This window comes from Variovorax sp. dw_308 (genome assembly GCF_019207085.1).
Taxonomy (GTDB): Bacteria; Pseudomonadota; Gammaproteobacteria; order Burkholderiales; family Burkholderiaceae_C; genus Variovorax.
Genome location: NZ_JAATOM010000006.1, coordinates 147,248 through 161,740, shown reverse-complemented (window position 1 = coordinate 161,740; position 14,493 = coordinate 147,248). Strand labels below are relative to the sequence as shown.

Genomic DNA, 14,493 nt, shown 5'->3' with positions numbered 1-14,493 from the left:
AGCTTGGCGAAAAGGAAACATCATGGCTACCAAGCAAAAAATCCGTATCCGCCTGAAGGCGTTTGATTACAAGCTGATCGACCAGTCGGCTGCCGAAATCGTTGACACCGCCAAGCGCACCGGCGCGATCGTCAAGGGCCCCGTGCCCCTGCCGACCCGCATGAAGCGCTTCGACATCCTGCGCTCGCCGCACGTCAACAAGACCTCGCGCGACCAGTTGGAAATCCGCACGCACCAGCGTCTGATGGACATCGTGGACCCGACCGACAAGACCGTAGACGCGCTGATGAAGCTCGACCTGCCGGCTGGCGTCGACGTCGAGATCAAGCTCCAGTAAGTCACGAGCAGTCACTTTGACTTACAAAACCCGCGGGCAGAAATGCCCGCGGGTTTTCGTTTTCAGGGCCGGCTTGTGGCATCCTCAGCCGGCTTGGGCGAAGCCCCGCGTTTTCTGCTGTTCATGGAGGCCCTGCTTGAGCTTGAGTAAATTTTTGGCGTTGCGCTGCCTGGCCATTCTCGTCGCCCTCGTGCTGACCGCCTGCGGTGGCGGAGGGGGCGGTGGCGGCGGCGGAGGAGGCTTCCTTCCAGTCACCGCCGCAACCAGCACAGTGAGCGGCACCGCCACCTACGACTACGTGCCCAACAACACCGGCGCGCTCGATTACGCCGCGACCGCTGCCAAGCCGATCCGCGGCTCGGTCGTCGAGGTGCTGAATTCATCTCAGACCGTGCTCGCCACCACGACCACCGATTCCAAGGGCGGCTACTCGGCCTCGGTTCCAGTCAACACCACCATCTTTGTTCGCGTCAAGGCGCAGATGCTGCAGACTGGCGGCAGCGGTGCGACATGGGATGTGAGCGTGCGCGACAACACGCATGCCAACGCGATCTACGTGATGGACTCGGCAACCTTCAGCTTGGGCGCGGTGGCCGCCACACAAAATCTCCATGCCGCCTCTGGATGGGGCGGCGCGTCCTACACCTCGACGCGCGCAGCGGCTCCGTTCGCCCTGCTCGACACCATCAACACGGCGATGCAAAAGGTGCTGTCCGTCGCCCCCAATTCAGTATTTCCGGCTCTCCAGGTCTTCTGGAGCGCCAACAACGTGCCTGTAGATGGCGATCCAGCCATCGGGCAGATCGGCACCACGGCCTTTTCCGATGCGACCAGTCCGCGCTCCATCTACGTTCTCGGCAAGGAAAATGTCGACACTGACGAATACGATGCTTCCGTCGTCGCGCACGAGTGGGGCCATTACTACCAGGCGGTCTTCAGTCGCGACGACTCGCCCGGCGGCGGTCATTCCGGCGGGGATCGCCTGGACCGCCGTGTCGCCTTCTCCGAGGGTTGGGGCGACGCTTGGTCCGGCATCGCGTTGGCCCGCAGCACCTACACCGACTCCAGCGGCAGTGCGCAAAGCGGCGCGACGCTGATCGATCTGAGCGTGGGCCCGGCCAGCAACCCGGGTTGGTACCGGGAGCCGTCGATTCAGGCGATCCTGTGGAACCTCAACCAAAGTATCGGCTTCCAACCCATCCACGCTGCCATGACCGGCGGGATGAAGACCAGCGTAGCCATGACATCCATTCATTCGTTCTCTGCGGCCTTCGGCGCGGCCTCGCCCGGCAACGTGTCCACTCTGAATGGGTTGCTGAGCGCCCAGAACATCAGCACGGCGGCCAACGATCCGTTTGGCGCCCAGGAGGCCAATGGCGGCGGGACGCCGGCCGTCACGACAGTCTTTCCCATGTACATCCCCGCCAACCTCGGTGGCTCGACACAGGCCTGCGTCTCCACCGCGGCCGGCTTCGTCAACAAGCTCGGCAGCTATGCCTACCTGCGCGTGAGCCTCCCCGCGGCAGGCAGCCATGTGATCACGGTGAAGGGGCCCAACGGTTCCGACCCGGATTTCGAAGTGGATAGCGCAGGCCTGTTGGCCGTGAGCGACGTGGTCGCGCCGACCGAATCGGCCACCGTGGCCATGCGTGCGGGCGACAACATCATCGTGGTCAATGATTTCAATGACTACCTGGAACCGACGCAGGTGACATGCTTTACCGTCACGATCAATTGAGGAACGCGGTGATGAAATCCTGCAGGTGGCCTGGCCCGACATTTCTCGCTCTCGCCTTGCTGGCGCCGGCCATCACGTTCGCCGATGTCCAGGCAAAGGCGGAGGAGGCGGGCACCACGGCAAAGCGGGCGTTGACCCGGGCGGCGGTGAAGAAGAGCGGCTCAGGCGTTGACGTCCAGTATTCCGTCGATGACTCGGTGAACGTCGGGCAAGGCGCGGCCGTCGTGATCCAATTCGGCAACATCAGCGACCCGGCTGGGGGCTCCGCTCGCTTCACCGCAGATGCCGGGCTCACGCTCGTGGGTGCCGATGAACTCCGCCTTCCGGCCGGCCAGACGACCACAGTCACCGTCCGTGCGACGCCGGCCAGCGAAGGCATCGCCTACATCAACGTCTTCACGACGCAAAACGGCATGAGCAGCGCGACTTCCATTCCGGTGCGGGTCGGCGGGGCCACGCCAAAGCTGCGCTCGGCCGGCGAGCTGCAGAAGCTGCCAGCAGGCGACGCGGTCATCTCCATGCCCGCACGCTGACCGCTACGCCGCGGCTCCATCGCCGCTTGCGTAGAAACCCGGAGCCGGGCTATAATCGCTGGCTCTGCCTTTCCTGCGTCCATCATGGGCGTTTGAACTGGCCGGGGTTTATCAACCTTCTCCCGTTACCGGGCTCCCGGGCTTTGCCCGAGGAAATCGGCAAAACGCTGTCGCCAATTGAAGTGGCAGTGGCGGAAGAAGACTTCCATTTTTGGAGAAAACATATGAGTCTGAGCAACTCCCTCGGGTTGCTGGGTCGCAAGGTGGGGATGATGCGTCTCTTCACCGATGATGGGGACGCAGTTCCTGTCACGGTGGTGGATGTGTCCAACAACCGCGTGACCCAGATCAAGTCGCAAGAGACTGACGGCTACGTTGCCCTGCAGGTGACGTTCGGTTCACGCAAAGCATCGCGCGTGACCAAGCCACAAGCCGGCCACCTCGCCAAGGCAGGTGTCGAAGCCGGTGAAATCATCCAGGAATTCCGCGTGACCGCCGATACGGCTGGTCAGCACAAGGCGGGTGGCGTCATTGCCGCAGCCAGCGTGTTCGCGGTTGGCCAGAAGGTGGACGTGCAGGGCACTTCCATCGGCAAGGGCTTCGCTGGCACCATCAAGCGTCACAACATGAGCTCGCAACGCGCGTCGCACGGTAACAGCCGTTCGCACAACGTTCCCGGCTCCATTGGTATGGCGCAGGATCCAGGCCGCGTGTTCCCGGGCAAGCGCATGACGGGCCACCTCGGCGACGTCACCGTGACGACCCAGAACCTCGATGTGTTCCGTATCGACGAAGCGCGTCAGCTGCTGTTGATCAAGGGCGCGATCCCGGGCTCCAAGGGTGGCTTCGTCACCGTGCGCCCGGCTGTCAAAGCCAAGCCGCAAGCTGCTGAAGGAGCGAAGTAATGGAACTCGAACTCCTGAACGAACAAGGCCAGGCCGCGTCGAAGTACGACGCCCCCGAGACCGTGTTCGGCCGTGCCTACAACGAAGACCTGGTCCACCAGATCGTCGTTGCATTCCAGGCCAACGCCCGCCAAGGCACGCGCGCCCAGAAGGACCGCGAGCAGGTCAAGCACTCGACCAAGAAGCCTTTCAAGCAAAAGGGAACGGGCCGCGCCCGTGCCGGTATGACGTCCTCGCCGCTGTGGCGCGGGGGTGGCCGGATTTTCCCGAACATGCCTGACGAAAACTTCTCGCAGAAGATCAACAAGAAGATGTACCGCGCCGGCATGGCGTCGATCTTCTCGCAGCTCGCTCGCGAAGGCCGTCTGGCCGTGGTCGATTCGATCAAGGTCGACTCGCCCAAGACCAAGCCGCTGGCCGCGAAGTTCAAGGCGATGAACCTTGAATCGGTGCTCGTGATCGCCGACGAAGTCGACGAGAACCTGTACCTCGCCTCGCGCAATCTGGTGAACGTGCTCGTCGTCGAGCCGCGTTACGCCGATCCGGTTTCGCTGGTGCATTACAAGAAGGTGCTGGTCACCAAGGCCGCCATCGACAAGCTCAAGGAGATGTTCGCATGAGCCGCATGAATCCTACGCCCACAGAACGCCAGTTCGACGAAGGCCGGCTGATGTCGGTGCTGGTCGCACCGATCGTGTCCGAAAAGGCCACGATGGTCGGCGAGAAGTCGAACGCAGTCACCTTCAAGGTGCTGCAGGACGCCACCAAGCCCGAGATCAAGGCCGCTGTTGAACTGATGTTCAAGGTCGAAGTCCAGGGCGTGTCGGTGCTCAACATCAAGGGCAAGACCAAGCGCTTCGGCAAGTCCATCGGTCGCCGCGACAACGTTCGCAAGGCCTATGTGACGCTGAAGGCCGGTCAAGAGCTCAACCTCGTCGGGGAAGGCGCTTAATCATGGCCGTCATCAAGATGAAACCCACTTCGCCGGGCCAACGCGGCGCGGTGAAGATCTCGCGGGATCACCTGTTCAAGGGTGCTCCCCACGCAGCCCTGCTGGAGCCGCAATTCCAGAAGGCTGGCCGTAACAACAACGGTCACATCACGACGCGTCACAAGGGCGGTGGTCACAAGCATCACTACCGTGTCGTCGACTTCGTGCGCAACAAGGACGGCATCCCGGCCAAGGTCGAACGCATCGAATACGACCCGAACCGTACCGCCCACATCGCGCTGGTCTGCTACGCCGACGGCGAGCGCCGCTACATCATCGCCCCGCGCGGTCTGGAAGCCGGTGCAACGCTGCTGAGCGGTTCGGAAGCCCCGATCCGCGCCGGCAACACGCTGCCGATCCGCAACATCCCGGTGGGTTCGACCATCCATTGCATCGAGCTGCAACCTGGCAAGGGCGCGCAGATCGCGCGTTCGGCTGGCACGTCGGCCACGCTGCTGGCACGCGAAGGCGTCTACGCCCAGGTGCGCATGCGCTCCGGCGAAGTCCGCCGCGTGCACGTCGAATGCCGCGCAACGATCGGTGAAGTCGCCAACGAAGAACACAGCCTGCGCCGCCTCGGCAAGGCCGGTGTGAAGCGTCACATGGGTATCCGCCCGACCGTTCGCGGCGTGGTGATGAACCCGGTGGACCACCCGCACGGTGGTGGTGAAGGCAAGACGGGTGAAGGCCGTCATCCGGTCGACCCGTGGGGCAACCTCACGAAGGGCTATCGGACCCGTAACAACAAGCGCACGCAAGTCTTCATCGTGTCGCGTCGCAAGAAGTAAGGGACAGCCTCATGACTCGCTCTCTCAAAAAGGGTCCGTTCGTCGACCACCACCTCGTGGCCAAGGCCGACAAGGCCGTGACGACCAAGGACAAGAAGCCGATCAAGACCTGGTCGCGTCGCTCGATGGTCCTACCCGAGTTCATCGGCCTGACCATTGCCGTTCACAACGGCAAGCAGCACGTGCCTGTCTACATCACCGATCAGATGGTCGGCCACAAGCTCGGCGAATTTGCGCTCACGCGTACGTTCAAGGGGCACCCCGCGGACAAAAAAGTCCAGAAGAAGTAAGGAACGACCATGTCTGAAACACGTGCAGTCCTCCGCGGCGTTCGCCTTTCGGTCGACAAGGGCCGTCTGGTCGCTGACCTGATCCGCGGCAAGAAGGTCGATCAAGCGCTCAACGTTCTGCAATTCACGCAGAAGAAGGCCGCTGTGATCATCAAGAAGGTGCTCGAGTCGGCCATCGCCAACGCCGAGCACAACGACGGTGCCGACATCGACGAACTGAAGGTCAAGACCATCTACGTCGAGCAAGGCGCAACGCTCAAGCGTTTCACCGCTCGGGCCAAGGGTCGCGGCAATTCCATCAGCAAGCCCACGTGCCATGTGTACGTGACGGTCGGCAACTAAAGAGCTGGAAGACTATGGGACAAAAAATCCACCCGACCGGCTTCCGCCTTGCGGTCACCCGCAACTGGTCCAGCCGCTGGTACGCCAACAACCGCGACTTCGCGGGCATGCTGGCCGAAGACATCAAGGTGCGCGAGTACCTGAAGAAGAAGCTCAAGAACGCATCGGTCTCCCGCGTGATGATCGAACGCCCCGCCAAGAACGCCCGCATCACGATCTACTCGGCACGTCCGGGCGTGGTGATCGGCAAGAAGGGCGAGGACATTGAGAACCTCAAGCGCGAACTCGGCAAGCAGCTGGGCGTGCCGGTGGCAGTGAACATCGAAGAAGTGCGCAAGCCTGAAATCGATGCGCAACTGATCGCCGACTCGATCACGCAGCAGCTCGAGAAGCGGATCATGTTCCGTCGCGCCATGAAGCGTGCGATGCAGAACGCGATGCGCCTGGGCGCACAAGGCATCAAGATCATGTCGTCGGGCCGCCTGAACGGCATCGAAATCGCACGTTGCGAGTGGTACCGCGAAGGTCGCGTGCCGCTTCACACGCTGCGCGCCGACATCGACTACGGCACCTCGGAAGCCAAGACCACGTACGGCGTCATCGGCGTCAAGGTCTGGGTCTACAAGGGCGACACGCTGGGTCGTAACGACCTGCCGGCCGTCGAAACGCCGCGTCCGGACGACGAGCGTCGTCCGCGTGGTCCGCGCCGCGATGGCCGCCCGGGTGGCGACCGTCCGGGCTCGGATCGTCGTGGTCCGGCTCGCCCCGGTGCCCGCGGCCCGATCGGTGGCAACACCGCACCGGCCGACGGCAGCGACAAGCCCGCCGAAGCGGGCGGTGCAGACTCGAAACCCGCCGTTAAGCGCGTCCGCAAAGCCGCGCCAGCTGCAGCAGCTGACGGTGCCAAGAGCGAGTAATCGCTCTTAGAACCAAGGAGTAAACAACATGCTGCAACCTGCACGCAGAAAGTTCCGCAAGGAACAAAAGGGCCGCAACACCGGCATCGCAACCCGGGGCAACTCGGTTGCCTTCGGTGACTTCGGCCTGAAATGCACCGACCGCGGCCGCCTGACGGCACGCCAGCTCGAAGCCGCACGTCGTGCGATTTCGCGCCACGTCAAGCGCGGTGGTCGTATCTGGATTCGTGTGTTCCCCGACAAGCCGATCTCCCACAAGCCCGCAGAAGTGCGGATGGGTAACGGCAAGGGCAACCCCGAGTATTACGTCGCTGAAATCCAGCCAGGCAAGATCGTGTTCGAGATCGTCGGCGTGCCCGAAGAACTCGCCCGCGAAGCGTTCCGCCTGGCTGCTGCCAAGCTGCCGCTGCGCACCACGTTCGTATCGCGCCAACTCGGCGCCTGAACGAGGAGAACATCACATGGCAACACGTAAGAAGGCCGACGCCAAGACGGCCAAGGTATCGAAGGCAGCAACGCTGCGCGACAAGGACGTCGCCGGCCTGCAGACCGAAATCAAGGAATTGCAAAAGGCCCATTTCGGCCTGCGCATGCAGAAAGCCACGCAACAGCTGTCGAACACCTCGACGCTGCGCGTCACGCGTCGCGACATCGCCCGCGCCAAGACCATTCTTGCCCAAAAGCAAGAAACCCAAGCCGCCAAGTAAGGAGTGAACATGACGGAAGCTAAAAGATCCCTCAAGCGCACCTTGATCGGCAAGGTGGTCAGCGACAAGCGTGAGAAGACCGTGACCGTTCTGGTCGAGCGTCGCGTGAAGCACGAGCTCTACGGCAAGATCGTTGCCAAGACGAGCAAGTACCACGCGCACGACGAAAAGGGCGAGTACAAGCTGGGCGACACCATCGAGATCACGGAAAGCAAGCCGATCTCGAAGACCAAGAACTGGGTTGTGACCCGCTTGGTTGAAAAGGCTGCTGCAGTCTGATCCCCAGTCCTGACGGACCCCTCGAAAACGGCCCACAATGTGGGCCGTTTTTGTTTTAACTCTGGAGCAATGTTCATGATCAAAGTTGGCGACACCCTTCCCGCGACCACGCTGATGGAGTATTCGGAAGTCGAAGGCGAAGGCTGCAGCATCGGCCCGAACGCGGTGGACGTGGCCAAGGCTTCGGCCGGCAAGACGATTGCGCTGTTCGCCTTGCCCGGTGCCTTCACGCCAACCTGCTCGGCCCAGCACGTGCCGGGCTACGTCAAGCACTTCGACGAGCTCAAGGCGGCCGGTGTCGACGAGATCTGGTGCGTGAGCGTGAACGATGCCTTCGTGATGGGCGCCTGGGCGCGCGACCAGAAGAGCGGCCGCAAGGTGCGCATGCTGGCGGACGGCAGCGCTGACTTCGCCAAGGCCACCGGCCTGACGCTTGACCTCACGAGCCGCGGCATGGGACTGCGCAGCAACCGCTATTCGATGCTGGTGAAGGACGGCAAGGTGGCTTCGTTGAACGTCGAGGCGCCCGGCAAGTTCGAGGTCAGCAACGCCGAGACCATCCTCGCCCAGGCCAAGGGCTGAATCAAAGCTCCGCCTTGAGGTAGTGCGCGCCCGGAATCGGGTTGTGATAGTAGGGCGGCACTTCCTCGAACCCCAGGTCCTCATACATGGCGCGGGCGAGTTCCATCTCGTCCAGGGTGTCGAGCAGCACGCAGGCATAGCCAGCGCTGCGGGCGGCATCGAGCGCCGCTTCGGCGAGCTGGCGGCCCAGCCCGAAGCCGCGGAAAGCCGGCCGGACATAGAGGCGCTTCATTTCGGCGGCGTTCGGCTCGTCCACCGTGTCGAGCGGGCGGAGCGCGCAGCAGCCGGCAACACAGGCGAGCCTGCCGTCGCTGCGGGTAAGCAAGGGTGCGCCGATGCCCGGCACGACATCCGCGGCATCGACCAGCGCGATCAGCAGTGCGCCGCGCGGCTCGGCGTATTCGCCCGGCAGCCCGGCCACTTCCTCTTCGAAATTCTGGAAGCCGAGGTCAAAGTCGAGCGAGGCAGCGTACTCACGAAAGATGGCGCGCGTGGCCTCCATCTCGTGCGGCTCATCGGGCATGAGCAGGATGATTTCAGGTGCGTCGGCCAGCGGAAGCGGGCGGGAGACGGAATGGCTCATGCGCGTAAGGAGGCGATCCAGGCCGCGAACGCCGCGCACAGCAGGAACAGTATCAGTGCGGTGAACCGGGTGGAGGTGGTGTCGCGGCTTTCCGCCACGCGCAGGCCGGCGAGCAGCTTGTCGCCGGAAATCATGGGTCTCACCAGCCGCTGGCGCTTCACCAGCACGTAGTACAGGACGGCCAGCACGTGCAGGCTGACCAGCGCGATGACGCCCCACTTGCCGAACTGCGTGTGCCATTGGGAGGCAAGGCTCACGGTTGCGTTGGACACGAAGCGCGTGAGCGGCCCGGATGCCGAGACCTCGTCGTCCGAGACGAGTCCAGTGCACACCTGCAAGATAAGCATCCCGAGCACCGCAAAAACCGACAGCGCGCCCAGCGGGGTGTGGCCGACCAGGTGGTCAGGGTGCGAGCGCCCGCGCAGGTAGCCGAGAACCCAGCGCGGCGAATAGACGAAGGACGCGAAGCGCGACCAGCGCCCGCCCACGAAGCCCCACAGCAATCGGAAGAGCAGCAACGCGAGCACGGTGTAGCCGAGCCGGAAATGCCACTCCATGATGCCGCTCATCCCGGTAATGAGCAGCCCGATCACCGCAGCGGCCAGCGCCCAGTGGAACAGGCGCGTCGGCAGGTCCCAGATCCGGGTCGGGCGCGCAAGCTCGTTCCCCAACGCGGCGCGGCGGGTGGTCGGCTCGAACGGAACACTCATCGGATAGGTGGCGGACTGCGGAAGGCGCAGATTAGCAAAGTCGGGGCACCCTGTCTTCGGGTTGTCGCTATGAGCGCTTTGTTGCGCCCTCCTCACACTGACATGCGGCGCGGCCTCAGCGCCCTTTTTTGGAGGACTCACACGATGAAAAGACTTGCCACGTTTGCGATTGCGGCCGTCTGCGCTGCGCTGTCAGTGCCGGCGGCGGCGCAGTTCTCCAAGCCGGAGGACGCCGTCAAGTACCGGCAGAGCGCAATGGCCCTGCAGGGCGCGCATTTCGGGCGCATCGCGGCGATGGCCAACGGCCGCGTTCCCTACGACAAGGCGGCGGTGATCGCCAACGCCGAACTGGTGGCGACGATCTCGCAACTGCCGTGGAGTGGCGCCTATGCGCCCGGCACGGAAGGCGGCAAGGCGAAGCCGGAAATCTGGAAGGACACAGCCAAGTTCAAGGAAACCAGCGACAAGCTGGTGGCGGAGACCGCCAAGCTGCTGACCGTCGCGAAGACCGGTGACCTCGACGCGCTGAAGGCGGCGGTCGCATCGACGGGCGACACCTGCAAGTCCTGCCACGACGCCTTCCGGTCGAAATGACTCGGCGGCGTCCAGCGTTCAAAAAAGTCGTGAAGGTCTCATAGAGGGGCGCCTGCCGGGAGACCGGTTCGCGCAGCGGAACCGCACTCTCGTGCGGTGACATCGAAGCTTCGGCGGAGGCTGACAACTGCGCAAAGCGCTCCGCATGCGGGAGCCAACACCGCAGACCGGAGATCGGCGTCCGCGCCGGAAAGATCACGCCTTTTCAGGCCTCGGCCAGCAGCTTCTCGATGAGTTGGTGCAGCTCGGCGAAATCGGGTTCGCCCACGTACTGCTTGACGATCTCGCCGCGCTTGTTGACCAGGTAGGTGGTCGGGGTGAGTTGCACATCGCCCCACGCCTTGGCCACCGCGCCGGTGTTGTCGATCGCCACCTTGAACGGCAGCTTGCGCGTTTCGGCGAAATTGACCACGTAGCTCGGCGGGTCGTAGCTCATGGCCACGGCCAGCGTGTCGTAGCCCTTGTCCTTGTACTTGTCGTAGGTGGCGATCACCTTGGGCATCTCGCCCACACAGGTGACGCAGCTCGTGGCCCAGAAGTTGACCAGCGTGACCTTGCCCTTGAGGTCGGCCGTGGTCCTCTGGCTGCCGTCGAGCAGGACGAACTTCGATGCCGGGGCGGCCGTGGCGCCCGAGTGCAGGTACACGCCAACGCCGGCTGCCAGGGCGATCGCGGTTGCGGCAACATAGAGGGCTTTTTTCATGGGTACCAAGGCAGATGAGGCGAAGCCATTTTAGTTCCGCAGGGATATTCCTGCCAGCCGCTGCCCTTGCGCTGCTGGCCGCATGCAGCCCGACCTTCAACTGGCGCGATGTCCCGATGGCGGATGGCGACCTGACCGCGCTGCTGCCCTGCAAGCCCGACCGCGCCGAGCGCACGATCCCGCTCGCCGCCACCACGGTCACCGTGCAGATGGCCGGCTGCGAGGCGGGCGACGCCACCTTTGCCGTGGCGACGGCGCGTGCGGGCAACGTGGCCGAGGCAGAAGCCTGGCTCGACGCCTGGCGCGCCAGCACGCGTGCGCAATGGCAGGCAGCCACCGGGGGGCAGATCCAGGAGTCTCCCGTGAGTGTGGTGCGTGCCGCGCCCAGGCCCGCGCCGTGGCAGATCGAGGCGCATGGTGCCGATGCCGCCGGCAAGCCGAACGAAGCCAGCGTGCGGTGGTTTGCCCAGTTCCAGCGCGATGGGGGCGTGGTGATCTTTCAGGCCACCGTGCTGGGCAGGCCGTCGGCGGCCGACGCCACGGGCACATTCTTTGATGGACTGCGGCTGCGTTAAGAGGATCTGAAAAAGTCCCCGCGGGCGCGCGCCTAGGCTCGGGATGCGATGCAAGGCGCGAACCGCAGCCATAGCCGGAGCTATGGCGAGGATTTGCAACGCCGCAGACCGCCTGAGCCGAGGATGCGCGGTCCACGGAGGACTAATTCAGAGCCTCCCTGGCTCACCAGGCGCATGCAGCGTGCCGGATTCGACACACTTGGTCGGTTCAAATGCACGATCGGTGTGTTTTGGGCACGGCCCGTGCTGTCTTACCGCGAAAGTTTCAAGGTGGCCCCGCATAATTGTTGACCACCCACCGTCCCCGCATGAACAGCATCTTCGTCATCGCGCATTCACCGCTGGCCCAGGCCCTGAGGCAGTGCGCGTTGCATGTCTTTCCGGATTGCGAACAAAGCATCGTGGCGCTCGATGTGCTGCCCAATGTTCCACCGGAGGAATCGCTGGCAAGCGCGCGCATCATGCTGGAGCAGCAGTACGACGCGCCGCGTTCGCAGGTGCTGGTGCTGACCGACGTGTTCGGCGCCACACCCTGCAACATCGCTCAGAAGCTCATCGACGGGACGCGCTCGCGGCTCGTGGCCGGCGTCAACCTGCCCATGCTGTTGCGCGCGGTCACCTACCGGCATGAACCGCTCGATGCGCTGGTGCAACGCGCCATCGCGGGCGGCAACGCCGGTGTCATGCAAGTGGCGGTGGCTGCACCCCAGAATCAGGCGAGAAGAAAACACAGTGATCAAGAAATCCGTGACCATCAGCAATAAGCTCGGGCTGCACGCCCGCGCTTCGGCCAAATTCACCAAATTGGCCGGCAGTTTCCCGTGCGAAGTCTTCATGGCGCGTGGCGACCGCCGGGTCAATGCCAAGAGCATCATGGGTGTCATGATGCTGGCTGCCGGAATGGGCATCACGGTGGAAATCGAAACCAGCGGGGAGCGCGAAGAAGAAGCGATGAACGCCCTCGTGGCATTGATGGACGACAAGTTCGGAGAAGGCGAATAACCTTGCCAGCACGCATTGCACCCTGTGTCATCGCCGGCCCCCGCGTGGGCGCGGCCGGCCTGGAGCGTCCCGGCGCCGGCATATGACCTTCGCGGTCCACGGTCTACCAGTCGCTCGCGGCATCGCGATAGGCAGGGCCGTGCTGGTGGTGTCGAGCCGGATCGACGTTGCCCACTACTTCATCAAGCCTGAAGAGGTCGAGACCGAGATCGGGCGACTGCGCACGGCGCGCAAGGCGGTGGCCGAGGAACTGGTCAAGCTGCAGGCCAACATCGCGCAGATGGGGCCGAAGGAAGCGCCGCACGAGCTTTCCGCCCTGCTCGAAGTGCACCAGATGCTGCTGCAGGACGAGGCGCTCAGCGATGGCGTCAAGCACTGGATCACCGACCGGCTCTACAACGCCGAATGGGCGCTGACGACGCAGCTGGAAATCATCGCGCGGCAGTTCGACGAAATGGAAGACGAGTACCTGCGCGAACGCAAGGCCGACCTCGAGCAGGTGGTGGAGCGCCTGCTGCATCGCATGAAGGGCACGGCCGCCGTGCTCGCGCCGACCCCGCCGCGGCGCAAGCGCTCGACCGGCAGCGACGACGGGGAGGACGATCCGACCGCCGGCGACGGCGTCGACGTGCCGCTGGTGCTGATCGCGCACGACCTGTCGCCGGCCGACATGCTTCAGTTCAAGAAGAGCGTGTTCGCCGGCTTCGTCACCGATGTCGGCGGGCGTACCTCGCACACCGCGATCGTGGCGCGCAGCATGGACATCCCGGCCGTGGTCGGCGCGCGAACCGCGAGCCAACTGGTGCGGCAGGACGACTGGGTCATCATCGACGGCGATGCGGGCGTGGTGATCGTCGACCCGTCGCCGATCATCCTGGCCGAATACGGCTTCAAGCAGCGCCAGGGCGACCTCGAGCGCGGGCGGCTCTCGCGGCTGCGCCACAAGCCGGCGGTGACGCTGGACGGCGAGCGCGTGGACCTGCTGGCGAACATCGAGATGCCCGAGGACACGCTCGGCGCGGTGAAGGCCGGCGCCGTCGGCGTGGGGCTGTTCCGCAGCGAGTTCCTGTTCATGGGCCGCGAGACGCCGCGCCAGACCCGTCTTCCCGACGAGGAAGAGCAATACCAGGCCTACAAGCGCGCGGTCGAGGGCATGCAGGGCATGCCGGTCACGATCCGCACCATTGACGTGGGGGCCGACAAGCCGCTCGACGGCAAGTCCGCCGGCAAGCAGGAGCACCTGAACCCGGCGCTCGGACTGCGCGCGATCCGCTGGAGCCTGGCCGACCCGGCCATGTTCCTGACGCAGTTGCGCGCCATCCTGCGCGCGGCCTCGCACGGCGAGATCCATCTGCTCATTCCGATGCTCGCGCATGCCAGCGAGATCCGGCAGACGCTGGCGCTGATCGACTTCGCGCGTGCGGAGCTCGACAACCGCGGCGTGGTGCACGGCAGCGTGAAGCTGGGTGCGATGATCGAGATTCCGGCCGCGGCGCTCACGCTCAAGACCTTCCTGAAGTACTTCGACTTCCTGTCGATCGGCACCAACGACCTGATCCAGTACACGCTGGCCATCGACCGCACGGACGAGGCCGTGGCCCACCTCTACGACCCCGCGCATCCGGCGGTGCTGAAGCTGGTGGCCGACACCATTGCCGAATGCCGGCGCCAGGGCAAGGGCGTGAGCGTGTGCGGCGAAATGGCCGGCGACCCGCTGTTCACGCGACTGTTGCTGGGCCTGGGCCTGCGCAGTTTCTCGATGCATCCGTCGCAGATCCTGACCGTGAAGCAGGAGGTGCTGCGCGCCGACACCACCAAGCTGGTGCCGTGGGCGCAAGAGGTGCTGGAAGCCGACAGCCCGGCTGCGATGCTGGCGCGCTGAGCCCGCCGTCGAAGTCGCGGCGCCCGCTTGCCGCG

General features: G+C 64.3%; 22 protein-coding genes. 19 read left to right on the top strand and 3 right to left on the bottom strand.

From position 1 onward, the window contains the following. Positions 1-22 precede the first annotated feature (22 nt). The 14 genes from rpsJ to HCU76_RS14780 all read left to right on the top strand — a co-directional run bounded on the left by rpsJ (position 23) and on the right by HCU76_RS14780 (position 8,409). The gene (rpsJ, locus tag HCU76_RS14845; protein WP_007838118.1) at positions 23-337 is read left to right on the top strand and encodes a 30S ribosomal protein S10; all 315 of its coding nucleotides are present in this window, start codon (positions 23-25) and stop codon (positions 335-337) included. 16 nt (positions 338-353) lie between these two features. Continuing rightward, positions 354-2,075, top strand: coding sequence for a hypothetical protein (locus HCU76_RS14840; protein ID WP_256354192.1), 1,722 nt, complete (start codon positions 354-356; stop codon positions 2,073-2,075). Then, entirely contained in the window at positions 2,051-2,608 is a 558-nt protein-coding gene (locus HCU76_RS14835) for a hypothetical protein (protein WP_218509801.1), read from the top strand. Before HCU76_RS14840 ends, HCU76_RS14835 begins: the two co-directional genes overlap by 25 nt. A gap of 224 nt (positions 2,609-2,832) precedes the next feature. Then, a complete protein-coding gene (gene rplC, locus HCU76_RS14830) occupies positions 2,833-3,513 on the top strand; it encodes a 50S ribosomal protein L3 (RefSeq protein ID WP_213958517.1) in 681 nt (226 codons plus the stop codon). Further along, positions 3,513-4,133, top strand: a complete 621-nt coding sequence (gene rplD, locus HCU76_RS14825; RefSeq protein ID WP_213958424.1) for a 50S ribosomal protein L4 — start codon at positions 3,513-3,515, stop codon at positions 4,131-4,133. Before rplC ends, rplD begins: the two co-directional genes overlap by 1 nt. A gap of 5 nt (positions 4,134-4,138) precedes the next feature. Continuing rightward, positions 4,139-4,465, top strand: a complete 327-nt coding sequence (gene rplW, locus HCU76_RS14820; RefSeq protein ID WP_213958518.1) for a 50S ribosomal protein L23 — start codon at positions 4,139-4,141, stop codon at positions 4,463-4,465. Positions 4,466-4,467: 2 nt separating this feature from the next. Further along, positions 4,468-5,292 carry a 50S ribosomal protein L2 gene (gene rplB, locus HCU76_RS14815; protein ID WP_213958425.1) on the top strand — a complete coding sequence of 275 codons (825 nt, stop codon included), beginning with the start codon at positions 4,468-4,470 and terminating at the stop codon, positions 5,290-5,292. An 11-nt stretch (positions 5,293-5,303) separates the two neighbouring features. After that, positions 5,304-5,582, top strand: a complete 279-nt coding sequence (rpsS, locus tag HCU76_RS14810) for a 30S ribosomal protein S19 (RefSeq protein ID WP_007838132.1) — start codon at positions 5,304-5,306, stop codon at positions 5,580-5,582. Positions 5,583-5,591: 9 nt separating this feature from the next. Next, a complete protein-coding gene (gene rplV / locus HCU76_RS14805) occupies positions 5,592-5,924 on the top strand; it encodes a 50S ribosomal protein L22 (protein WP_213958426.1) in 333 nt (110 codons plus the stop codon). Positions 5,925-5,938: 14 nt separating this feature from the next. Beyond that, positions 5,939-6,841: a 30S ribosomal protein S3 gene (gene rpsC, locus HCU76_RS14800; RefSeq protein WP_213958427.1), complete on the top strand. Its 903-nt coding sequence runs from the start codon at positions 5,939-5,941 to the stop codon at positions 6,839-6,841. Between the two features lie 28 nt (positions 6,842-6,869). Continuing rightward, the gene (gene rplP / locus HCU76_RS14795; RefSeq protein ID WP_213958428.1) at positions 6,870-7,286 is read left to right on the top strand and encodes a 50S ribosomal protein L16; all 417 of its coding nucleotides are present in this window, start codon (positions 6,870-6,872) and stop codon (positions 7,284-7,286) included. 16 nt (positions 7,287-7,302) lie between these two features. Continuing rightward, on the top strand, positions 7,303-7,548 hold the full coding sequence (rpmC, locus tag HCU76_RS14790) for a 50S ribosomal protein L29 (protein ID WP_213958429.1): 246 nt from the start codon (positions 7,303-7,305) through the stop codon (positions 7,546-7,548). Positions 7,549-7,557: 9 nt separating this feature from the next. Beyond that, the gene (gene rpsQ, locus HCU76_RS14785) at positions 7,558-7,827 is read left to right on the top strand and encodes a 30S ribosomal protein S17 (protein WP_213958430.1); all 270 of its coding nucleotides are present in this window, start codon (positions 7,558-7,560) and stop codon (positions 7,825-7,827) included. Between the two features lie 75 nt (positions 7,828-7,902). Beyond that, entirely contained in the window at positions 7,903-8,409 is a 507-nt protein-coding gene (locus HCU76_RS14780) for a peroxiredoxin (RefSeq protein WP_213958431.1), read from the top strand. A gap of 1 nt (position 8,410) precedes the next feature. On the opposite strand, the gene HCU76_RS14775 is transcribed toward HCU76_RS14780, so the two are convergent. Both HCU76_RS14775 and HCU76_RS14770 read right to left on the bottom strand, forming a co-directional pair. After that, positions 8,411-8,992 (bottom strand): GNAT family N-acetyltransferase, encoded by a 582-nt coding sequence (locus HCU76_RS14775; protein ID WP_213958519.1) that lies wholly within the window; start codon positions 8,990-8,992, stop codon positions 8,411-8,413. Then, entirely contained in the window at positions 8,989-9,702 is a 714-nt protein-coding gene (locus tag HCU76_RS14770) for a cytochrome b/b6 domain-containing protein (protein ID WP_213958432.1), read from the bottom strand. Before HCU76_RS14770 ends, HCU76_RS14775 begins: the two co-directional genes overlap by 4 nt. Before the next feature lie 144 nt (positions 9,703-9,846). Here HCU76_RS14770 and HCU76_RS14765 point away from each other — a divergent pair, with 144 nt between their 5' ends. Further along, the gene (locus HCU76_RS14765; RefSeq protein WP_213958433.1) at positions 9,847-10,296 is read left to right on the top strand and encodes a cytochrome c; all 450 of its coding nucleotides are present in this window, start codon (positions 9,847-9,849) and stop codon (positions 10,294-10,296) included. 205 nt (positions 10,297-10,501) lie between these two features. On the opposite strand, the gene HCU76_RS14760 is transcribed toward HCU76_RS14765, so the two are convergent. Beyond that, positions 10,502-10,999: a TlpA disulfide reductase family protein gene (locus tag HCU76_RS14760; protein ID WP_213958434.1), complete on the bottom strand. Its 498-nt coding sequence runs from the start codon at positions 10,997-10,999 to the stop codon at positions 10,502-10,504. A gap of 14 nt (positions 11,000-11,013) precedes the next feature. On the opposite strand from HCU76_RS14760, the gene HCU76_RS14755 reads away from it, so the two are divergent. The 4 genes from HCU76_RS14755 (at position 11,014) to ptsP (ending at position 14,458) form a co-directional block, all read left to right on the top strand. Next, on the top strand, positions 11,014-11,574 hold the full coding sequence (locus tag HCU76_RS14755; protein ID WP_213958435.1) for a hypothetical protein: 561 nt from the start codon (positions 11,014-11,016) through the stop codon (positions 11,572-11,574). A 308-nt stretch (positions 11,575-11,882) separates the two neighbouring features. Then, positions 11,883-12,338: a PTS sugar transporter subunit IIA gene (locus tag HCU76_RS14750; protein WP_213958436.1), complete on the top strand. Its 456-nt coding sequence runs from the start codon at positions 11,883-11,885 to the stop codon at positions 12,336-12,338. Then, positions 12,307-12,576 (top strand): HPr family phosphocarrier protein, encoded by a 270-nt coding sequence (locus tag HCU76_RS14745; protein WP_213958437.1) that lies wholly within the window; start codon positions 12,307-12,309, stop codon positions 12,574-12,576. Before HCU76_RS14750 ends, HCU76_RS14745 begins: the two co-directional genes overlap by 32 nt. Positions 12,577-12,658: 82 nt before the next feature. Continuing rightward, positions 12,659-14,458: a phosphoenolpyruvate--protein phosphotransferase gene (gene ptsP, locus HCU76_RS14740; RefSeq protein WP_218509800.1), complete on the top strand. Its 1,800-nt coding sequence runs from the start codon at positions 12,659-12,661 to the stop codon at positions 14,456-14,458. Positions 14,459-14,493 lie beyond the last annotated feature (35 nt).